The 20,620-nt window shown below is 73.6% G+C and carries 20 protein-coding genes; 7 read left to right on the top strand and 13 right to left on the bottom strand.

Going from position 1 to position 20,620, the window contains the following annotated elements:
• Nucleotides 1–95: 95 nt before the first annotated feature.
• From ABS735_RS20545 to ABS735_RS20530, 4 genes are all read left to right on the top strand, one after another.
• On the top strand, nt 96–893 hold the full coding sequence (locus ABS735_RS20545; RefSeq protein WP_373901197.1) for a VOC family protein: 798 nt from the start codon (nt 96–98) through the stop codon (nt 891–893).
• A 31-nt stretch (nt 894–924) separates the two neighbouring features.
• Nucleotides 925–1,626, top strand: coding sequence for a ribonuclease H family protein (locus ABS735_RS20540; RefSeq protein ID WP_373901198.1), 702 nt, complete (start codon nt 925–927; stop codon nt 1,624–1,626).
• A gap of 83 nt (nt 1,627–1,709) precedes the next feature.
• A complete protein-coding gene (locus ABS735_RS20535; RefSeq protein ID WP_373901199.1) occupies nt 1,710–2,984 on the top strand; it encodes an FAD-dependent monooxygenase in 1,275 nt (424 codons plus the stop codon).
• Between the two features lie 12 nt (nt 2,985–2,996).
• Nucleotides 2,997–3,980 carry an aldo/keto reductase gene (locus ABS735_RS20530; protein WP_373901200.1) on the top strand — a complete coding sequence of 328 codons (984 nt, stop codon included), beginning with the start codon at nt 2,997–2,999 and terminating at the stop codon, nt 3,978–3,980.
• 27 nt (nt 3,981–4,007) lie between these two features.
• On the opposite strand, the gene ABS735_RS20525 is transcribed toward ABS735_RS20530, so the two are convergent.
• Nucleotides 4,008–4,352 (bottom strand): hypothetical protein, encoded by a 345-nt coding sequence (locus ABS735_RS20525; protein WP_373901201.1) that lies wholly within the window; start codon nt 4,350–4,352, stop codon nt 4,008–4,010.
• A gap of 232 nt (nt 4,353–4,584) precedes the next feature.
• Between ABS735_RS20525 and ABS735_RS20520 the strand changes: the two genes are divergently transcribed.
• Nucleotides 4,585–5,010, top strand: coding sequence for a DUF6328 family protein (locus ABS735_RS20520; protein ID WP_373901287.1), 426 nt, complete (start codon nt 4,585–4,587; stop codon nt 5,008–5,010).
• Between the two features lie 28 nt (nt 5,011–5,038).
• Here the strand turns inward: ABS735_RS20520 and ABS735_RS20515 are convergent, their stop codons facing one another.
• The 9 genes from ABS735_RS20515 to ABS735_RS20475 all read right to left on the bottom strand — a co-directional run bounded on the left by ABS735_RS20515 (nt 5,039) and on the right by ABS735_RS20475 (nt 16,065).
• Nucleotides 5,039–5,467, bottom strand: coding sequence for an SsgA family sporulation/cell division regulator (locus tag ABS735_RS20515; protein ID WP_373901202.1), 429 nt, complete (start codon nt 5,465–5,467; stop codon nt 5,039–5,041).
• A gap of 93 nt (nt 5,468–5,560) precedes the next feature.
• Nucleotides 5,561–6,538: an LLM class F420-dependent oxidoreductase gene (locus ABS735_RS20510; protein WP_373901203.1), complete on the bottom strand. Its 978-nt coding sequence runs from the start codon at nt 6,536–6,538 to the stop codon at nt 5,561–5,563.
• Nucleotides 6,539–7,243: 705 nt separating this feature from the next.
• The gene (locus ABS735_RS20505; protein WP_373901204.1) at nt 7,244–7,504 is read right to left on the bottom strand and encodes a hypothetical protein; all 261 of its coding nucleotides are present in this window, start codon (nt 7,502–7,504) and stop codon (nt 7,244–7,246) included.
• A 178-nt stretch (nt 7,505–7,682) separates the two neighbouring features.
• Nucleotides 7,683–8,642: a threonine/serine dehydratase gene (locus ABS735_RS20500; protein ID WP_373901205.1), complete on the bottom strand. Its 960-nt coding sequence runs from the start codon at nt 8,640–8,642 to the stop codon at nt 7,683–7,685.
• Between the two features lie 92 nt (nt 8,643–8,734).
• Nucleotides 8,735–9,412, bottom strand: a complete 678-nt coding sequence (locus tag ABS735_RS20495; RefSeq protein WP_373901206.1) for an AIM24 family protein — start codon at nt 9,410–9,412, stop codon at nt 8,735–8,737.
• Nucleotides 9,413–9,472: 60 nt separating this feature from the next.
• Nucleotides 9,473–12,451: an ATP-binding protein gene (locus ABS735_RS20490; protein ID WP_373901288.1), complete on the bottom strand. Its 2,979-nt coding sequence runs from the start codon at nt 12,449–12,451 to the stop codon at nt 9,473–9,475.
• Nucleotides 12,452–12,521: 70 nt separating this feature from the next.
• Nucleotides 12,522–12,875: a UBP-type zinc finger domain-containing protein gene (locus ABS735_RS20485; protein WP_373901207.1), complete on the bottom strand. Its 354-nt coding sequence runs from the start codon at nt 12,873–12,875 to the stop codon at nt 12,522–12,524.
• On the bottom strand, nt 12,872–14,392 hold the full coding sequence (locus ABS735_RS20480) for an ATP-binding protein (RefSeq protein ID WP_373901208.1): 1,521 nt from the start codon (nt 14,390–14,392) through the stop codon (nt 12,872–12,874). Before ABS735_RS20480 ends, ABS735_RS20485 begins: the two co-directional genes overlap by 4 nt.
• Entirely contained in the window at nt 14,389–16,065 is a 1,677-nt protein-coding gene (locus ABS735_RS20475; RefSeq protein ID WP_373901209.1) for an NAD(P)/FAD-dependent oxidoreductase, read from the bottom strand. Before ABS735_RS20475 ends, ABS735_RS20480 begins: the two co-directional genes overlap by 4 nt.
• A 209-nt stretch (nt 16,066–16,274) precedes the next feature.
• Between ABS735_RS20475 and ABS735_RS20470 the strand changes: the two genes are divergently transcribed.
• Nucleotides 16,275–17,147 carry a universal stress protein gene (locus ABS735_RS20470; RefSeq protein WP_373901210.1) on the top strand — a complete coding sequence of 291 codons (873 nt, stop codon included), beginning with the start codon at nt 16,275–16,277 and terminating at the stop codon, nt 17,145–17,147.
• A gap of 21 nt (nt 17,148–17,168) precedes the next feature.
• On the opposite strand, the gene ABS735_RS20465 is transcribed toward ABS735_RS20470, so the two are convergent.
• The 3 genes from ABS735_RS20465 to ABS735_RS20455 form a co-directional block, all read right to left on the bottom strand.
• Nucleotides 17,169–18,401 carry a DUF4032 domain-containing protein gene (locus tag ABS735_RS20465; RefSeq protein ID WP_373901211.1) on the bottom strand — a complete coding sequence of 411 codons (1,233 nt, stop codon included), beginning with the start codon at nt 18,399–18,401 and terminating at the stop codon, nt 17,169–17,171.
• A 9-nt stretch (nt 18,402–18,410) separates the two neighbouring features.
• The gene (locus tag ABS735_RS20460) at nt 18,411–19,157 is read right to left on the bottom strand and encodes an MBL fold metallo-hydrolase (protein WP_373901212.1); all 747 of its coding nucleotides are present in this window, start codon (nt 19,155–19,157) and stop codon (nt 18,411–18,413) included.
• A gap of 77 nt (nt 19,158–19,234) precedes the next feature.
• Complete coding sequence (locus ABS735_RS20455; RefSeq protein ID WP_373901213.1) at nt 19,235–19,864, bottom strand: alpha-ketoglutarate-dependent dioxygenase AlkB; 630 nt, start codon at nt 19,862–19,864, stop codon at nt 19,235–19,237.
• 125 nt (nt 19,865–19,989) lie between these two features.
• Between ABS735_RS20455 and ABS735_RS20450 the strand changes: the two genes are divergently transcribed.
• Nucleotides 19,990–20,613 (top strand): TetR/AcrR family transcriptional regulator, encoded by a 624-nt coding sequence (locus ABS735_RS20450; protein ID WP_373901214.1) that lies wholly within the window; start codon nt 19,990–19,992, stop codon nt 20,611–20,613.
• Nucleotides 20,614–20,620 lie beyond the last annotated feature (7 nt).

Here is a 20,620-nt window from a genome sequence, read left to right as displayed (position 1 = left end):
CGGGGCGGGCACGGGATGGCTAGCGTGAGGAACCGGGCCGTCCCCCGCCCTCCCCCCACATTCCGAACCATTCGTCCGCACAGGAGGCGGCAGTCATGGCCGTGCAACCCGAAGGGGCCCCTTGCTGGGCCGACGCGATGTTCACCGACGTCGAGGGAGCCAAGAGCTTCTACGGCGACGTGCTCGGCTGGACCTTCGGCGAGTCGTCGTCGGAGTTCGGCAACTACACCCAGTGCTATGCGAACGGCAAAGCGGTGGCCGCCGTGGTGCCGCCCCCGCCCGGTCACGAGGACCAGTCCCAGTGGTGCCTCTACCTCGCCTCCCCGGACGCGGCGGCCACCGCCGGCCGGATCCGTGAGGCCGGCGGCGAGCTGCTCCTCGAGCCGATGCGGGTCGGCGACTTCGGCACGATGTGCCTGGCCCGGGACCCGAGCGGCGTCGTCTTCGGCGTCTGGCAGGGCGACGAACACGAGGGCTTCGAGGCGACGGCGGTGCCCGGCGCCTACTGCTGGGCCGAGGTCTTCACCCGCGAGCCCGCGAAGTCGGACGCCTTCTTCCCCGCGGTCTTCTCCTACCGGGCCAAGCAGATGCAGGACGACCAGGTGGACTTCCGCCTCTTCGACCTCGGCGAGGACCCCGTCCTGGGCCGCATGACCATGACGGAGGATTTCCCGCCCGAGGTTCCGCCCTACATCAACGTCTACTTCACCGTCGGCGACTGCGACGACGCCGTGGCTCGCGCCACGCGACTCGGCGGCATCCTGCGGTTCGGTCCGATCACGACCCCGTTCGGCCGGTTCGCGGCGCTGAGCGACCCGCAGGGCGCGAGCTTCTCGGTGATCGACACCACGACCACCGAGGGGGAGATGCCCAAGCTCACGGACGTCCCCTGAACCCTGTCCGGACACCCCGCCGGGCCATGGCATGATCGGGCGCATGCGTGAACGTGTAGTGGCCGCGTGCGACGGGGCTTCGAAGGGAAACCCGGGTCCGGCCGGCTGGGCCTGGGTGGTCGCCGACGCGTCGGAGAGCCCGGTCCGCTGGGAGGCCGGCCCGCTCGGCAGGGCCACCAACAACATCGCCGAACTGACGGCGCTGGAACGCCTGCTGGCGTCCACCGACCCCGACGTGCCGCTCGAGGTCCGCATGGACTCGCAGTACGCCATGAAGGCCGTCACCACCTGGCTGCCCGGCTGGAAGCGCAACGGCTGGAAGACGGCCGCCGGCAAGCCGGTCGCCAACCAGGAGCTGGTCGTGCGCATCGACGAGCTGCTCGACGGCCGCTCGGTCGATTTCCGTTACGTACCCGCCCACCAGGTCGACGGCGACCGGCTCAACGACTTCGCCGACCGCGCCGCCAGCCAGGCGGCCGTCGTGCAGGAAGCCGCGGGCAGCGGTCTCGGCTCCCCGGAACCGCCGCCCGCCCCGGACGTCCCCGCGGCCCGCAAGGCGCCGCGCCGCGGGTCGGGCGCGGCCCGCAAGGGCGGCGGCTCCTCGGCCCGCACGATCAAGGCGAAGTTCTCCGGACGCTGCCTGTGCGGCCGCTCGTACGCGGCCGGCGAGTCCATCGCCAAGAACGACCAGGGCTGGGGCCATCCGGAGTGCCGCACGGCGGCCGCCGGGTAAATCCGCGCCGGCCACGGCCGTGTAGCGGTGGCCCGCAACCCTGCCCTTGTTACTCTGCGGTCCCGAATGACCGTTATGAGTGCATGCCAGGGGTGTGTGTGAAGGTCGCCTGCGTCGGCGGTGGGCCCGCCGGACTCTATCTGTCGATCCTGCTGAAGCGGCAGGACCCGACCCACGACGTCACCGTGTACGAACGCGACCCGGAGGGCTCCACCTACGGCTGGGGCGTCACCTACTGGCGCGGACTGCTCGACCGGCTCCGGGAGCACGACCCCGACTCCGCACGCGCCGTCGAGGAGCACTCCGTGCGCTGGCGGGACGGCGTCGCCCACGTGGGCGACCTGGCCACCCGGCACCACGGCGACGAAGGCTTCGGCATCGGCCGCCACCGGCTCCTCGCGATCCTCGCCGCGCGCGCCCGCGACCTCGGCGTACGCCTGGAGTTCGAGCACCCGGTGACCGGCGAGAACCCGCCCGCCGCCGACCTCGTGGTGGCGGCCGACGGCGCGGGCAGCGCCCTGCGCGGCCACCACGCCGACCACTTCGGCACCGAGATCACCGGCGGCCGCAACCAGTATGTGTGGCTCGGCACCACCAAGGTCTTCGACGCCTTCACCTTCGCCTTCGTCGAGACCGACCACGGCTGGATCTGGGCGTACGGCTACGGCTTCGGCCCCGAGGGCAGCACCTGCGTCGTCGAGTGCGCGCCCGGGACCTGGACCGGACTGGGCCTGGACCGGGCCGACGAGGCCGAGGGACTGGTCGTGCTGGAGAAGCTCTTCGCCGACGTGCTGGACGGACACCCGCTCACCGCGCGCTCGTCCGGCCGGGCCGGCGCCCCGTGGCGCACCTTCCGCACCCTCACCAACCGCACCTGGTCCCGCGGCAACCTCGTCCTGCTCGGCGACGCCGCGCACACCACGCACTACTCCGTCGGCGCGGGCACCACGCTCGCCCTGGAGGATGCCATGACGCTGTCGGCGGCGCTCGGCGAGCGGGACACCCTCCCGGACGCCCTCGCCCACTACGAACGCGAACGCAGGGCGGCCCTGCTGCCGGTGCAGAGCGCGGCCCGGCTCAGCGCCCAGTGGTACGAGAACCTGCCCCGCTACATCCACCTGCCGCCGGAGCAGATGTTCGCCCTGCTCGGCCAGCGCCACTCGCCGCTGCTGCCGTACCTCCCGCCCCGCCTGTACTACCGCGTCGACCGGGCGGCCGGCCGGCTGGAGACGCTGCGCAGGCTCAAGCGCCGGCTGGGCACCGGGCTCGCCCGCACGGTCCAGGCACGCAGGCTCGCCACCGGCGACGGACCGGACCGCCGAGGGCGTCCCGGCGCGGTGCCCGCGCACCGCGGATGACAGACTGACGCCATGGACGAGCGCACTTTCGGCAGGTCGGATCAGCACGCGTCGGTCATCGGCCTCGGCACCTGGCAACTGGGCGCCGACTGGGGAGACGTCGACGACAAGGAAGCCCTCGCGGTACTGGAGGCGGCGGCCGAGTCGGGGGTGACCTTCTTCGACACGGCGGACGTCTACGGCGACGGCCGCAGCGAACAGACCATCGCGACCTTCCTCGCGAGCAGGCCCGACCTGCACGTGCTGGTCGCCACCAAGATGGGCCGCCGGGTCGACCAGATCCCGCAGAACTACGTCCTGGACAACTTCCGGGAGTGGAACGACCGCTCCCGCCGCAACCTCGGCGTCGACCGCCTCGACCTGGTGCAGCTGCACTGCCCGCCGACGCCCGTCTACTCCAGCGACGAGGTGTTCGACGCCCTGGACACCCTCGTCGAGGAGGAGCGCGTCGCCGCGTACGGCGTCAGTGTGGAGACCTGCGCGGAGGCGCTCACCGCGATCGCCCGGCCGAACGTGGCCAGCGTCCAGATCATCCTCAACCCGTTCCGCATAAAGCCCCTGCGCGAGGTCCTGCCGGCCGCGCGGGACGCGGGCGTCGGCATCATCGCCCGGGTGCCGCTGGCGTCCGGCCTGCTGTCCGGCAAGTACACCAAGGACACGGTCTTCGCAGCCAACGACCACCGCAACTTCAACCGGCACGGGGAGGCCTTCGACCAGGGCGAGACCTTCTCCGGCGTCGACTTCGCCACCGGCGTGGAGGCCGCCGCCGAGTTCGCCGCGCTCGCCCCGGAGGGATACACCCCGGCCCAGCTGGCGCTGCGCTGGGTCGTCCAGCAGCCCGGCGTGACGAGCGTGATCCCGGGCGCCCGTTCGCCCGAGCAGGCCCGGGCCAACACGGACGCCGCCCGGCTGCCGGAGCTGTCCGACGACACCCTCGCCGCGATCCGCGACCTCTACGACCGCCGTGTCAAGGACCAGGTCGAGGGCCGCTGGTAGGCGACCGGCGGGCGGTGCCCCACGGCCTCACGGCACCAGGAGCAACTGCCGTTCCCGCTCCTGGTCGCCGGAGGCCGCTCCCTCGTCGCGCGTGCTGAAGGCGCGGGACAGCGTCTCGCTCGCCGCCTCCACGGCCTGCGGTGTGCCCTGCACGGTGACCGTCACCGGCGTGGACAGCGTCCCGCCCGCTGCCGGGGCGGAGGCCGCCCGCGGAGTGTCCGGGGAGTCGAAGGTCGCGGTACGCACCGTCGCCCCCTCGTCCGCGGGCAGTTCGCCGGGGGCCCCGAAGACGCCCTCCAGTACGCGGACGATCGCCTGCGCGTCGTCGATGCCGCCGCCGTCGAGCGTCACGGTGAGCTGAGTGTCGGACATCCTTCGCCTTCCTTGCCGCGCCTCGGTCGGTCCCGCCCCGTGTAACCGTCCCCCGATCACCCAAACCGGGCGTCGGCTCCCGGGCCCGGCGCCTGAGTACGGGTATCCCGGGAACAGGGAAGAGGACGCAGCCGACGGTCACCGGGAGGACGACGTGAGGGACTCGGAAGCGGCCGAGGGGTCGGGCCGGCGCAGGGGCCGCAACGAGACCGAGGAGGAGCGGGCCGACCGGATGTGGACGGAGCTGATCCAGGAGGTCCGCGTCGCGCAGATGGGCGTGCAGATCCTGTTCGGCTTCCTGCTCACGGTCGTCTTCCAGCCGAAGTACGAGACCCTCTCGGACACCGATCAGACGATCTACCTGATCACGGTGGTCCTCGGGGCCGTGACGACCGGTGCCCTGATCGGCCCGGTGTCCCTGCACCGTCTCGTCTCCGGACGCCGGGTGAAACCCCAGGCGGTGCGCTGGGCGTCACGGCTGACCGTGCTCGGCCTGGTACTGCTGCTCGCCACGACGGCCTGCTCGCTCCTGCTGATCCTGCGCGTCGCGACCCACGACGGCTTCGTGCCCTACCTCGTCGCCGGCGTGGTGCTCTGGTACCTGCTGTGCTGGTTCGGGATCCCGCTGTGGACCCGGCACCGTCACACGGCACGCTGAGGCACGCGGCCCGGCGGCCGGGCGGCCCTCAGCCCTCGGCGGTCAGCTCGGCGAGGAAGTCGTCGACGCACACCTCTTCCTCCCCGGGCCGGACCACGGTGTGCGTCTCGCGCAGGAACGCCTCGACGGCCGCGGCCCACACGTACACCACGGCGCGGTGCCGCTCCCCGTCGGCCCGGTCGTCGCCGAGCAGTTCGAGGCGCAGCTCGTCCCACATGCCCCGCGACTCGGGCCGCATCCGCACGTCGCCCACGCCGACCGGACGGGTGAGGCCCTCACCGACCATCTCCCGGTCCAGCGTCCATTCGGCGAGCACCCGTCCGTCGTGGCTGAAGACCACGGTGAGGGCGAACGGGTCCGCCGCGTCGTATCCGAGGTGGGCGAGTACGGGGAACCGGTCGGCGGTGTCGCCCGCCTGGAGCTGCACGACGATGGTCTTGTGCACGACGGTGTTCACGAGAGCCTCCAGGGGGACGGACGTAGAGCCCTCTAGTACCCGGTTCACGGGCAAGATGCTCAGTCGTTCGAGTGATTCGCCCGCCTGCCGGTTTCAGTCCCGGCCGAACGCCTCCCGCAGCGCGGGCAGCAGGGTCCTCTCCGACCAGTCCAGGAAGGCCGGTTGCGAATCGCCGCCGATCTGCACCAGGGCGATCTCGGTGAACCCGGCCTCGACGTACGGGCGTACGGCCGCCACGAAGGCGTCCGGGTCGTCGCCGCAGGGAATGGACTCGGCGACGTCGTCGGGCGTCACGAACTGGGTGGCCGCATCGAAGGAGTCCGGGTGCGGCAGTTCGGAGTTGACCTTCCAGCCGCTGCCGAACCACCGGAACTGGGAGTGGGCCCGCTTGATCGCCGTGTCCCGGTCGGGGTCGTAGGAAACGGGCAGCTGGCCCACGCGCGGCTTGCCCTCGCCGCCGTGCCGGTCGAAGGCCTCCAGCAGTCCCGCCTTCGGCTCGGTCGCGATCACCAGGTCGGCGAACTCGCCCGCCAGCGCGCAGGAGCGCTCTCCGGAGACGGCGATGCCGATGGGCGGCGCGCTCTCCGGCAGGTCCCAGAGCCGGGCCGACTCCACGTCGAAGTGCGCGCCGCGGTGGTTCACGTGGCCGCCCTCGAACAGTGCCCGGATGATCTCCACGGCCTCCTGGAGCATCTCGTGCCGTACGTCGACCGACGGCCAGCCGCCGCCCACCACATGCTCGTTGAGGTTCTCGCCGGAGCCGAGACCCAGCCGGAACCGGCCCTCGGACAGCAGCTGCAGGGTCGCCGCCTTCTGCGCCACCACCGCCGGGTGGTAGCGGAAGGTCGGACACGTCACGTACGTCATCAGCGGGATGCGGGACGTCGCTTGCGCCGCGGCGCCCAGCACGCTCCAGGCGTAGGGCGCGTGGCCCTGCGAGCGCAGCCAGGGGAAGTAGTGGTCCGAGGTCACCGAGAAGTCGAACCCCACTTCCTCGGCCCGCACCAGATGGCCGACGAGTTCACGCGGGCCGGCCTGCTCGGTCATCATCGTGTATCCGATGTGTGGCATGGCGGCCGAGTCCCCGCACGGCCCGAGGGAAAACAGGGGGAAACGGGACGGAAGGGGTCACGCCGTGCCCTCCCGGAAGGTGCCGAGGAAGGCGGCGAGCGCCCGCTGGTTCGCCGTGTCGTCCCAGTCGCCGGCCGGCGTCGGCCAGCGCGCAGCGAGAAACTGCGTCCCCCGCCGAGCAGGAAGTCGCAGCCGAAGGTACGGACCCGGGCGCCGTCGTCCCGGGCCGGCCACTCCATGTCGGCCGCCTCCCGCCCCCGGCAGGTGGTGGCGCGTATCTCGCCGATCCGCCGGTGGCCGCCGGAGCGTTCCAGGCCCGGCTCGACGTCGTCGCGCCAGACGGCCACCGGGTCGTCGCCCGCGCGCCTGCTGTAGGTGACGGCGAGGGTGCGTGGGTCACCGGACGCGCCGAAGACCACCCGGTACGCGCTGCCCGGCACCCGTGAGGTGTCCAGCCGCCGCCAGCTCCCGGGAAGGGCGACGGAGAAGCCCGCCGGCGCCGCCTAGCGGCGGAACCCGGCAGGGGAGGAGGGACCGGGCCGCGAGGGGGCGGCGCTCGCGCCCGGCCCGCCGGCGGGGGAGGAGGGGCGGATGCGGTGGGCGGGGCGGCGGTTGCCGAGGGACGCTGTCCGGCGCCCGCGGCGGCGCCGTCACCCGCACCGGGAAGCCCGTCGGTGACGGCGCGGGCGGCGAGGACGGCGACCGTCACCGTGACGAGGACCAGGGCCGTCCCGGCGACCACGACCGGCCGGGGCCCGTGTTCCGGGCGACGGCGTACACACCGCGCGGCCCGGGCCGGGTCACCTCACCCACGGCCGCGCCGGGATCCTCCGCCGGCGCCCGGACGAGGGCCGCGCGCACCACCGGGCGGGTCAGCCGCTCCCGGGAATCCTTGCGCAGCAGTCCCTGCACGGCCTGGGTGAGCGGCCCGGCGCGCACCGGCGTGCGCAGCGGCAGCCGGCCCACCCCCTTCAGCGTCGCCTCGGGCCGGCCCCGGTCACGGAACGGCGGACGGCCCTCGCCCCTCGACCAGAGGTACGCCTAGGGGACCGGGGTGCGTTCGGCGGACGCGCGTCCCCGCCCCGTTTCTGACCCTTCTTCAAAGCAGGCCGGGTCCGGGTCCGGTGCCTGTCCGGCCCGGACGTCAGCGCAGCCCGAAGCGGTCCGCCCACACCGCCATGTCGGTCACCGTGGCATTGCCGCCGCACACCACGAGCCCGACCCGGGCGCCGTCACCCACCCGCTCCACCACACGCCGGGCCGCCGGCAGCAGACAGCCGGCGGCCGGCTCGGTCCACACCTTGGCGTGCTCGGCGAGCGCGAGCGAACCCTGCACGGCCTCGCGGTCCGGCACCACGAGCACCTCGGTGACCAGCTCCGCCACATGCTCGTACGTCAGCCGGGAGACGGAAGGAGCGCTGAGCGTGGTGACGACCGACGACAGGGGCACCGCGAGCGGCCCGCCCTCCGCCAGCGCCCGGGACATGGCCTCGGCGCCCTCGGTCTCCACACCCCAGATCCGCACCCCGGGCCGCAGTGCCCGCAGCGCCGCCGCCACGCCCGCGATCAGCCCACCGCCCCCGATGCTCACCAGCACGTCGGTGAGGTCCGGGGCGTCCTCGGCGAACTCCAGTCCCACGGTGCCCTGCCCCGCGATCACCACGGGATCGTCGAAGGGGTGGACCAGGGTCAGCCCCTCCTCCCGGAGCCGGGTGACGAGCGCGAAGGCACTGTCCATGCCGTCGGTGAGCCGCACGACGGCGCCCGCCTCCTCGGCGATCTCCACGGAACGGGCCGGTGCCGTACGCGGCATGACCACCGTGGCCTTCACGTCCAGGGCCGCGGCCATCACCGCCACCGCGATGGCGTGGTTGCCGCCGCTGACCGCGACGACACCGGCGGCCCGCTCGGCCTCGGTCAGCGACAGCAGCTTCGCCGTCGCGCCGCGCGCCTTGAACGAGCCGGTGCGCTGGAGCAGCTCCAGCTTCGCGGTGACCGGGACGCCGAGCAACGCGGACAGTCCCGGGCTCGGCACGGTCGGGGTGCGTACGACGTGTCCGGCGATCCGCTCGGCCGCGGCTTCGATCTCCGTGATCGCGATCAAGGCAGTCTTCCTTCCGGCGCGGGCGGTGATCCGCGCCCGTTCGCAGCCTTTCGCGCGAGGCCCCCAAGGTCAACAAGTTCCCGCGGGAGGGCTCAGTGCTGCTGCGTCTTCTGCGGCGTCGCCTCGCTCGGCCGCACGACGACGAAGCCCTCGCCCTGGAGCACCAACTGGACCGCCTCGCCCGAACCGCCGCGCAGCATCGAGCCGATGGACTGCGAACGGTGCAGGGAGGTCGCCAGCCCCGCGGACCAGCCGACGACCGCGTCCGTGTCGACGTGGACCGGGTACTGGTGCGAGACCGGGATGACCAGCGGGTTGCCCTCGCACACCAGCCCCAGCCTGCCGTATCCGCTGAACACACTGTTGAACAGACCGCCGCCGGCGATGCCCGAGCCCTTCACGGTGGCGATGCGGTAGGACAACGTCGCGTCGAAGCACAGGACGTTGCGGCCGTTGACGGTGAACTCGTCACCCTGCTCCACCTCGACGACGAAGCAGTTCTGGGCCTCGTTCGCGAACCAGGCCTCGCCCTGTCCGCGCACCGCCATCAGCGGCAGCCCCTCCCCGGTGACCGCGCGCTTGAGCATGCCGCCCACGCCCTGGCCCTTGCGCTCGAACTGGAGACTGCCCCGGTAGGCGATCATCGCGCCCTGCCGGGCGAGCATCTCACCGTTCACCGCGTACCGGATGCACTTGGAGTTCTCGACGGTCATGCCCGGCGCCGTGGCGGGCTGCACCATGTGCTCGCTGGAAAAGAGGTCACCCTTCATGACGGCATCCTGGCCCGGAGCGTCCCGTTCCGCCAAGATCGGGTGCCGGCGAGCACCCCGTCAACGACCCACCTGGTGCGACGACGTGGGCTCCGGTGCGACGAGTCCCTGCCGGTAGGCGACCGCCACCGCCTCCGTGCGGCTCGCCGCGTTCAGCTTGGCGAGGATGTTGGACACGTGGACGCTCGCCGTCTTGGCGCTGATGAACAGCTCCTCGCCGATCCGGCGGTTGCTGTGGCCCAGGGCGAGCAGCCGCAGGACGTCCTGCTCGCGGGCGGTCAGCACCGCGGCGCCCGCCCCGGCCGGTGCCGTGTCCGTGAGGCGGCCGCGGCGGGCGAGGTCGTCGAGCCGCTCGCGCAGCACCGTCGCGCCGAGCCGGTCGGCCTCCCGGCGTACCGTGTCGGCCTCGGCGGCCGCGTCCTCGCGGCGGTCGGCGGCCAGCAGGGCCTCGGCCAGCCGCAGTCGGCACCGCGCGCGTTCGTAGGCGTCGCCGTACGTGAAGGCGGCCACCGCCTTCTCCCAGGCCGCCGGGTCCGGAGCGGCGGCGGAGACCCGGGACCACTCGGCCTCCGCACGCGCCAGCCACGCCTGGCCCTCCGGGCCCTGCGGGGCGTCGTCGTAGCCGTGCCCGGCGGACCAGCGGGCGTCGGCCAGCAGTTCGGCCGCCGTGTCCGTCCAGCGGGCCGCCCCGGCCCCGTCCCCGGTCCGCCGCAGCTCGGCCACGGTGTCGGCGACCGCGGACAGCGCGAGGGCGGCCAGCCGGAGGGTCACGGTGGGCCGCGTGCCCGCCTCGGTGAGCGCCTCGACGCTGGACCGCATCCACCGCACGGCGTCCTCCGCGTCCCCGCGCAGCGCCGCCGCGTCGGTCAGCACGACGGCCGCGACCATCCGTGCCATCCAGTCGAACGGCCCCTTCAGCAGGGCCTCGGCCCGGCCGGCCACCCCGGACTCGCCGCGCGCCAGCGCCACGTACAGCCCCGGCCCGAGGGCGTGACCGTCCACGGCCGGCCCCTCTCCGGCATGCTCGGCGGACTCCCGCAGCACCTCGTCCCAGTGGCCCAGTGTGTACTGCACCAGCAGCCGCAGGTACCGCATCTCCCGCGGGTACGGCGAGGACAGCAGCCCGGCGCGGCGGGCCCGGTCCAGCCCCTCCGACGCCCAGGGCAGGGACTCCTCCAGGTCACCGGACTCGAAACAGCCGATGGCCAGGTTGAACAGCGCCCGCAGCTCCACCGGCGCGTTGCCCGCCCGCCGCGCCAGCTCGCGTGCCTCCAGCAGCCGCGTCCGGCCCTGCGGAGTGGAGCGGTTGCCGCCCTCCAGGTTCGTCAGGGAGATCAGCAGATCGGCGCGGGCGTCGGTGACCTCCAGCTCCTCGGCGACCGGCAGCGCCCGGCGGGCCACCCGCAGCGCTGTCTCGTTCTCCCCGACCTGGCGGGCCGTCGTCACATGCGTGGCCGCCGCCCACACCCACGTCGACGAGGGCGGATCGGCGGGGATCAGGCCCAGCGCCTCGCTGCTGTAGGAGTACGCGGCCTCCAGGTTGTCGACGCTCAGGAGATTGCCGGCGAGGGTGTAGCGGACGCGGGCGGCCAGCTCCAGGTCCGCGTCCTGGCCGAGGCCGGCCAGCGCGGACCGGGTGAGGGAGACCGCGCGGTGCAGCTCACCGGCGTGCACGGCGGCCGCCGAGGCGCGCAGCGTGAGCGTCACCGCGTCGGGGCCGGCGGGCCGCGCGGTCGCGTCGACCGCCGTCCACAGGTCGAGGGCGGCCTCGACGTGCCGCAGTTCCTCGGCGGGCGCGCCGACCCGCTGGGCGTGGTCGGCGGCCTCCAGGGAGGCGGCGAGCGCCTCGGGCAGGTCGTGGCTCTCGCGGTAGTGGTGGGCGCGCTCGGCCGCGCTGTCGGACCGGCGGTCGGGACCGGCGAGCAGCCGGGCGAACGCGCCGTGCAGCCGGGCCCGTTCACCGGGCAGCAGATCGGCGTAGACCGCCTCCCGGGCCAGTGCGTGCCGGAAGGAGTACGTGTCCCCGTCGCCGGAGACCAGCAACTGCCGCTCCACCGCCTCGCGCAGCGCCGACTCCAGCTCCTCCTCGGGCAGCCCGACGGCGTCCCGCAGCAGGTCGTGTCCCACGCGGCGCCCGGCGACGGCGGCGGTGCGCAGCACCTGCTGGGCGGTCTCGGACAGCTGCTCGAACCGGATGAGCAGCACGTCGGCCAGCCCGCTGGGCACACCTCCGGCGGGCGCGTCCGTGGCCGCCACCAGCTCCTCGGCGTAGAAGGCGTTGCCCTCCGCCCGCTCCACGATCCGGCGCACGGTGGTGTCCGGCAGCCGCCGCTGACGCAGCGCGCGCACCAGGCGGTCCACGTCGGCGTCCGGCAGCGGCCGCAGCTCCAGCCGCTCCACGCCGGGCAGGCGCACCAGCTCGGCCAGCAGCGGGCGCAGCGGATGGCGGCGGTGCAGGTCGTCCGCCCGGTACGAGGCGAACAGCGCGAGCCGGTGGCCGGGCGCCCCGCCCGCCGGCCGCTGCAGGACTCCCCGGCTGAGCAGGAACCTCAGCAGGTCCCGGGAGGACTGGTCGGCCCAGTGCAGGTCCTCCAGGACCAGCAGCAGCGGTGCGGTGTCCGCCAGGTCGGTCAGCAGGGCGGCCACGCCCTCGAAGAGCCGCAGCCGCGAGGGCGCGCCGTCGGTTCCGTCGTCCGGGCCGCCGCCGAGCAGCCGGTCGGCCACCGGATGCCCGGCCAGCACGGCGGCGAACCGCTCGTCGGCGGCGAGCACGCCCAGGATCTCGGTGAACGGCAGATACGGCAGGCCCACGTCGCCCAGGTCCACGCAGTGACCGGTGAGCACGGTCGTCCCGGCCGCGGCGGCCCGTCCGGCGACCTCGTCCAGGGTCCGGGTCTTGCCGACCCCGGCGTCCCCGGCGACGAGCACCGCGCGGGCCTCGCCTGCGCGGGCGCGTTCCAGTACGCCGGTGAGACGCGCGAGTTCGTCCTCGCGGCCGACGAGCGGGCTGGTGAGTGAGGTCTGTGGCACGCCGCCCATCCTGACACGCGGGTCCGACAACGGGCCTCCCCGTTCCGGGCCCGGGCGTCGGACCGCCCAGGCCGCCGGGTCAGCGGTGCAGGCCGGCCGCCCAGTTCGCCGGGACCCGGCCCGCCGGGCCCGGTGACGGCTGGTCGTCCGGGTGGCTGCCGGGCGGGGCGAGGCCCGGGCCCGACTCGCGCACCTCGTTGGTCGCGTAGTCCCAGTACCAGTCCTCGCCCGGTTCGAAGCTCTGCACCACCGGGTGCCCGGTGGACCGGTAGTGGCCGGTCGCGTGCTGTCCGGGGGAGCTGTCGCAGCAGCCGACGTGGCCGCAGCTCGCGCAGCGCCGCAGGTGGAACCACCAGCCGCCGGCCGCGTCGCACTCGGCGCAGCCGGTGCCGCTCGGCGGGACGGTGGGGTCGATTCCGGTGTCGCTGGTCATACCGGCTCCTCGGTCGCATCGGCTGGGTCGGCCGAACCGGTCGCGTCGGCCGCGGCGGCCGTATCCGCCGGGTCGGCCGGACCGGATTCCGTGGCGGTGAGCGGCAGGAGCACCTGGAAACGGGTGTCGCCCGGCTCGGACTCGACCTGGAGGCTGCCGTGGTGCTTGTCGACCACGATCCGCCAGGAGATGTCCAGGCCGAGCCCGGTGCCCTCGCCCACCGGCTTGGTGGTGAAGAACGGGTCGAAGATGCGCTCCCGGACCTCCGGTGCGATCCCGGTGCCGGTGTCGCGGAACTCCACCAGCAGCCGGTCGTGGTGGAGCGCGGTGCGCACGGTCAGCGTCCCGTCGCCGCCCGCGTCGTTCACCGCGGCGACGGCGTTGTCGATCAGGTTGGTCCACACCTGGTTCAGCTCCGCCGGATACGCCGGGATCCCGGGCACCGTACGGTCGTACTCCTTGACGACCTCGATCCGCGGGCCGATCTTGCCGGAGAGCATCAGCAGCGTGCTGTCGAGCAGTTCGTGGACGTCGACCGTCCGGTAGGGCGCCCGGTCGAGCTGCGCGTACTGCTTGGCCGCGTCCACGAGGTGCGAGACGCGGGCGGTGGAGTCCGCGATCTCGTTCATCAGCAGCTCGGTCTCGACCGTGTAGTTGAGCCAGCCGACCGCTCCCGGCAGCATCTCCTCGTCCACGGCCGCCGCGACCTGCTCCAGCCACTCGGTGTCGAGACCGGCCTGCACGAAGGTCGGTGCGAGCTGCCAGCCGTGCTCGATCCCGTGGTCGTCCAGCCAGTCGGAAAGGGTGTCCTCCCGGTCGGCGGCCTCCAGAGGGTTGAGCGAGGGCGCCTTGGCGACCCGCTCCGCCGTACGCTCCTGTATCTCGATGAGCCCCGCCAGCGCGTCGCGGGAGAACGGGCCCTCGGCGATCACGGCGAGCTTGTGCCGCATCTTCGCCACCCGCTCCCGCAGCGTCGAGGTGGCCCGTACCGCGGCCGCCGCGGGGTTGTTCAGCTCGTGCGTGAGCCCGGCGGACAGTGAGCCCAGCGCCAGCAGCCGCTCGCGCTGCCCGATGGTGCGCTGGGTGTTCTTGGAGCCGAAGAACAGCCCCTCCAGCAGATGTACGGCCATCGGGAACCACTCCTGCATGACGGCCGCGAAGGTGTCCGCCGGCAGCACGAAGAACCGCGTCGGTTCGGTGACCCGCATGGAGTTGTTGTAGACCTGCGGCACCCGGTCACCGACGTACGCCTGCATCGCGCCCGCGTACACCCCGCGCTGCGAGGTGCGGTTGGTCTCCACGTCGTCACCGCCGACCCGGCGGGACAGCACGACCGTGCCCTCCAGCATGACGTAGAAGCAGGTCGCGTCCTCTCCCTCGCAGTACACGGGACCGGGGTCGAACAGCTCCACCCGGCCCTCGGCGCACAGCCGGCCCAGCTGCTCGGGCGTCAGCTTCTCGAACAGGAACAGCTCCCCGATCTCCCCGGGGCTGCACGGCATCGGCCGGCCGCTCACGACTGCTCCAGGTAACGGTGGACGAGCATCACGGCCATGGCTCCCTCTCCGACGGCGGACGCGACCCGCTTGGCGGACTCCGCGCGGGCGTCGCCCGCCACGAACACGCCCGGGACGCTGGTCTCCAGGTGGTACGGCGGCCGGTCCAGCTCCCAGTCGGCCGGCGGCCGCCCGTCCGGGGTGAGGTCCGGCCCGGCGAGGATGAACCCGCGTTCGTCGCGCAGCACCGTGCCGTCCAGCCAGTCGGTCAGCGGGGCCGCGCCGATGAACACGAACAGCCACTGCGCGTCGACGAGTTCGGTGTCGCCGCTGACCGCGTCGCGCAGCGTCAGCCGTTCCAGGTGGCCGTCGCCGTGCGCGCTCTCGACGACGGTGGTGCAGCGCACCCGGATGTTGGGCGTCTCCTCGATCTGCTGGATCAGGTAGTACGACATCGACGCCTCCAGGGAGCCGCCGCGCACCAGCAGCGTCACCGACTTGGCGCCCCGGGCCAGGTACATCGCCGCCTGCCCGGCCGAGTTGGCACCGCCGACGATGTACACGTCGTGGCCCTGGCAGGAGGCCGCCTCGGTCAGCGCCGAGCCGTAGAACACGCCGCAGCCCGCCAGGTCGTCCGTGCCCGGCGCGGTCAGCTGCCGGTAGGACACACCGGTCGCCAGGATGACGCTGTGCGCGGCGATCGCCGAGCCGTCCGAGAACCGGACGACCCGCGCCGCGCCGTTCGCCTCCAGCCCGGTCACCTCGCGCGCGGTGAGGATCTCGGCGCCGAACTTCGCCGCCTGCCGCCGGGCCCGTTCGGTGAGTTGCCCGCCGGACACGCCGTCCGGGAAACCGAGGTAGTTCTCGATACGGGAGCTCTGCCCGGCCTGCCCGCCGGTCGCCGACCGCTCCACCAGCACCGTACGCAGCCCCTCCGATGCCCCGTACACGGCCGCGCCGAGCCCGGCCGGGCCGCCGCCGATCACCACCAGGTCGTAGAACTCGGCCGTCGGCGTGGTCGCCAGACCCACCCGGGCGGCCAGCTCGGGCGCCTCCGGCTCGACCAGCGGGGTCCCGTCCGGCGTGATCACCACCGGCAGCCGCTGTCCGTCCTGCCCTGCCGCCGACAGCAGCCGCCGCCCCTCCGGCTCGTCGGAGGAGTACCAGCGGTACGGCACCTGGTTGCGGGCCAGGAACTCCCGGACCTCGGAGGAGCGCGCCGACCAGCGGTGCCCGACGACCTTGGTGCTGGGCACCGGGCGGTGGTCGCCGGTGCGCCAGGCCTGGAGCAGGTCGTCCAGGACCGGGTAGAGCTTCTCCTCGGGCGGGTCCCAGGGCTTGAGCAGGTAGTGGTCCAGGTCGACGACGTTGATCGCGTCGATCGCCGCGTTGGTGTCCGCGTACGCCGTCAGCAGCACCCGTCGGGCGCCCGGATACACGTCCAGGGCCTGTTCGAGGAACTCGATGCCGTTCATCTGCGGCATCCGGTAGTCGGCGAGGATCACGGCCACCAGGTCGCCGCGCAGCTTCAGTTCACGCAGCGCCTCCAGCGCCGACTCGCCGGACTCCGCGCGCACGATCCGGTACGTGGCGCCGTAGCGCCGCCGCAGGTCGCGGGCGACGGCACGGGAGACCCCCGGATCGTCGTCCACGGTCATGATGACGGTCCGTGTCGCCCCGTCGGCCTGTGCCATGCGTCCCCCACGTCGAGCGGCCGGATTCACGGCACGGCGTCCCCGTCACCGCACCGGCCTGCAGTCCATCGTATGTTCGATCGCCGGTCCCCGCTCAGGCGGCGAGAGGGCGCCGGTGTCCGCCCGCTCCCCCCTGTGCGGTGACGGGGACGGCTTGGGGAAGACTGGGCGCCATGAACGACGTGACCCAGACCCAGGGAGGGACCCGCATGACTCGCCCGATCACGGCAGGCTCGGACGGTTCGCAGGAGAGCCTGGCCGCACTGGCCTGGGCGGCGAGGGAGGCGGTCCGCCGCGGTACCCCGCTGCACGTCGTGCACGCCTGGCGGTTCCAGGGGCAGGGCGTGGCCGGCACGGTGGACCGCGAGACCCAGGAGGGGTGGGCGCGGGACGCCCTCGCCGGGGCGGTCGGGACGGTCACCGAACGGCACCCCGGCCTCGCGGTGACCGCCGACCTGCGCGAGGGCGACGCCGTCGCGGCCCTGCTCGCCGCCGCGGCCGACGCCGAGACGCTGGTCCTCGGCTCGCGCGGCCACGGACCGGTCGTCGGCTTCCTGCTCGGCTCGGTCGGCCGGCAGGTGATCGCCGAGGCGACCCGGCCGGTCGTCCTGGTGCGGGCCGGGGACGAGGCGAGCGCCGAGGCGGCGGGCCGCGAGGTCGTCGTGGGCCAGCAGGGCGAGCCCGAGGACAGCGCCGACGTCATCGGGTTCGCGTTCGAGGCGGCCGCCGCGCGAGGCGCCACCGTGCGCGCCGTGCGGGCCTGGGCCCTGCCGACGGTCTTCACCTACAGCCCCGGTTCCATGGCGCTCGCCGACGAGGCCGGGGGCCTGGAGCAGTACGAACGCAAGGCGCTCGGCGAGGCGCTCGCACCGTGGCGCGAGCGCTTCCCCGACGTCCCGGTGGTCGAGCAGGTGGAGATGGGCAGCGCGGGCCAGGTGCTGCTGTCGGTGGCCGGCACCGCCCAGCTGATGGTCGTCGGCCGCCGCGCCCGCCGCAGCGCCGTCGGCGCCCGGATCGGCTCGGTGGCGCACGGCGTGCTGCACCACGCGGAGTGCCCGGTGGCGGTGGTCCCGCACACGTGAGGACCGAGCCCGGTACGCCGCTCAGTCCGCCGTGGGCTGCAGTGTCTCCCGGGCCCTGGGCAGGATGTTGACGATGTAGTCCTCGACGGCCGTGTCCAGGCCGATGTCGTGCTGGGCCCGCTCGGAGAGGTACCAGCGGTGCTCCAGCAGCTCGTGGTAGATCTCCGCCGGGTCCATCGCACCGCGCAGCTCCACCGGCACGGCGCGCACGGTGGGCCGGAAGACCTCGCGCACCCAGCGGTGGGCGAGGACCTCCGGGCGGGCGCCGAGGGGGTCGCCCGGGGCGTAGTCGTCCTGGGTGGCCATCCAGCTCTCCAGGTCGTTCAGCAGCCGCCTGGCCTGGTTCTCCTCGGCGTCCAGGCCGGTCAGGCGCAGCAGCTGGCGCTGGTGGTGACCGGCGTCGACGACCTTCGGCACGAAGGTGACGGTGTCGCCGTTGGAGGCGTGCTCGATCTGCATCTCGGCCACGTCGAAGCCGAGGTCGTTGAGCCGGCGGATCCGGCGCTCGATGTAGTGGTACTTGCCCGCCGGATAGACGGAGGTGCGGGTCAGCTCCTCCCACAGGGTCCGGTAGCGGGCGCATATCTCCATGCCGAAGTCGACCGGGTCGACGGAGGGGTGCAGCGCCCCGGAGGCCTCCAGGTCGAGCAGTTCACCGCTGATGTTGACCCGGGCCAGGTCGAGGTCGTAGTCGCGCTGCCCGGGGCTCAGCCGGGGGTGCAGCTCCCCGGTCTCGGCGTCGACCAGGTAGGCGGCGTAGGCGCCCGCGTCGCGCCGGAAGAGCGTGTTGGACAGCGAGCAGTCCCCCCAGGCGAACCCGGCCAGGTGCAGCCGGACGAGGAGCACCGCGAGGGCGTCCATCAGCCGGTGCATGGTCGCGGGGCGCAGCGTCGTCTCGAACATCGACCGGTACGGCTGTGAGCCGCCCAGATGCCGGGTGACCAGCACCGGTTCCAGCGGGTCACCGGCGGCGTCGGTGCGGCCGGTGACCACGGCCAGCGCGTCCACCGCCGGGATGGCCAGCCGGTCCAGGTCGCGCAGCAGCTGGTACTCGCGCAGCGCGGGCCGTTCGGCCAGCTCCTTGACGGCGATCACCTCGTCCCCGGCGCGCGCGTAGCGGACCACGTGCCGGGAGATGCCGCGCGGCAGCGGCACGAGGTACTCCTCGGGCCACTGCTCCAACGGCGTCTGCCAGGGCAGTTCGAGCAGGAGCGCGGGGTGCTCCGGATTGGTGGCACTGATCTGCAAGGCCATGCCCCGACTCTAGGACGCCCGTTCCCGGGCCAGTTCCGCGGCGTCCTTCACCGGCCCGTGGTGGAGGGGACCGTGTCCCGGGAGCAGGAGGTCGCCCTCGAGGCCGGCGACGACCTCGAGCGAGGCGATCGCGCGTGCCCGGTCGTGGTGGAACAGGTCGGGCAGCAGCTGCGGTCCCTCGATCCGGGAGATGGCGTGGCCGCTCACCAGCGCGTCGCCGGAGATCACCACCCCGGCGTCCGGGAGGTGGTAGACGCAGTGGCCGTCGGTGTGCCCGGGGGTGTGCACCGGCACGGGCCGGCCGGGCAGGTCGAGGGCGCCGTCCGCCGGGAAGGGCGCGGGCGCGGTCACCGGGTGCTGCTCCGTGCCGCCGGTGCGCAGCACGTGCGTCATCCACGGCAGCACGCCCGGCCGCCAGGCGTTGCGCAGCACCGTGCCGACCGACACCTGCTGGAGGTAGTCGCGCCGGGCGTGGGGCACCTCGGCCTCGTGCAGGAGGACCGGGGTGCCGTGGGTGGCGCGCAGGTACTCGGCCGAGCCCAGGTGGTCGTTGTGGGCGTGGGTGACCAGCACCGCCGCCACCGCCTCGGCTGAACTCCCGACGGCGGCCAGGGAGTCGAGCAGCGCCCGGCGGTCGCCCGGGTATCCGGTGTCGACGAGGGTCACCGCGTCGCCGTCGGTCAGGATGACCCAGTTGGTGTTGCCGCCGTGCACCAAATAGGTGCCGTCCGCCACTTGCCGTACGTCCGCGCTCATGGTCTCCCGCGTTCCAGGTCGGCTGCCTCCGTGCGGGACAGCCAACCAGAAACGGGGCGCGGACGGTTGCCCGGCCCTCAGCGCACGCCGTGCGGGCGGAACTGGACGCTGATGCGGGGCCCGGCGGCGCGGGTGCTCTTGGGGATGCAGTGCTCCCAGGTGCGCTGGCAGGAGCCGCCCATCACGATCAGGTCGCCGTGGCCCAGCGGGCGGCGCACGGTCTCCCCGCCCCCGCCCGCAGGGCGCAGCAACAGGTCACGGGGTGCGCCGACCGAGAGGATGGCGACCATCGTGTCCCGGCGCGCGCCGCGCCCGATCCGGTCGCCGTGCCAGGCGACGCTGTCCCGGCCGTCGCGGTAGTGGCACAGACCCGCCGTCGTGAACGGCTCGCCCAGCTCCTCGGCGTAGTGCGCGGACAGCGCCTCGCGCGCCTCGGCCAGCAGCGGGTGCGGGAGCGGGTCGTCCGCGCCGTAGAACGCCAGCAGCCGTGGTACGTCGACGACGCGTTCGTACATCTCACGCCGTTCCGCACGCCAGGGGACCTCGGTGGCCAGCCGCTCGAACAGCGCGTCGGCGCCGCTCAGCCACCCGGGGAGCAGGTCGATCCAGGCCCCGGAGCCGAGGTCGGTGCGGCGCAGCCCGTCGAGCGGGCCCAGCCGGACCTCGTCGGTCTGGTCGAAGAGCGAGCCCTGCAGGTGCGTGGTCATGGGACCAGCGTACCCCTAGTCCGAAAATGTGTTCTATTCATGCCGTCACCACCTTCTGCGGACCCCTTTCGATACGCCGGTGTATCCGATACATTCACGCATCGAACCGAGCGAAGGAGCCGGGCATGACGGCGAAGGCGGCCACCGGGCGGGTGACCAGGCGGCGCGTGCGCACCCGCGCGAACCTCCTGGACGCGGCCTTCGCGGTGTTCGCCGCCAAGGGGTTCGGGCGGGTGTCGATCGAGGAGGTCTGCGAGGCGGCCGGGTACAGCCGGGGCGCCTTCTACTCCAACTTCGACAGCCTCGACGAGCTGTTCTTCACCCTCTACCGCGGGCGGGCCGACCTGATCGCCGAGCAGGTGTCCACCGCCCTCGCCTCCGACGGCCCCGACCTGGACGTACCGGCCGCCGTGGAGTGCGTCACCGAGGTGCTGCTCCTGGACCGGGACTGGCTCCTGGTGAAGACGGACTTCCTGGTGCACGCCGCCCGCGACCCGGAGGTCGCCCGGACCCTGCTGGAGCACCGGACCCGCCTCAGGCGGGCGATCGCCGACCGGCTCGCCCGGGCCCGCGGACACACCGCCCCGCCCGCCGTGCTCGGCGACGCCGAGGGAGCCGCGCACGCCGTGGTCGCCGCGTACGACGGGGTCACCGTCCAACTGCTCCTCGACCGGGACGTCGAGCACGCCCGCGTCTGGCTGGGACAACTGCTCACCGCGCTGCTCACCGACGGCAGCACGCGTCAATGACACAACA

The organism is Streptomyces sp. MMCC 100 (genome assembly GCF_041538145.2).
GTDB lineage: Bacteria > Actinomycetota > Actinomycetes > Streptomycetales > Streptomycetaceae > Streptomyces.
The sequence above is the reverse complement of the archived record's forward strand: the minus strand, read 5'-3'. Positions and strand labels throughout refer to the sequence as shown.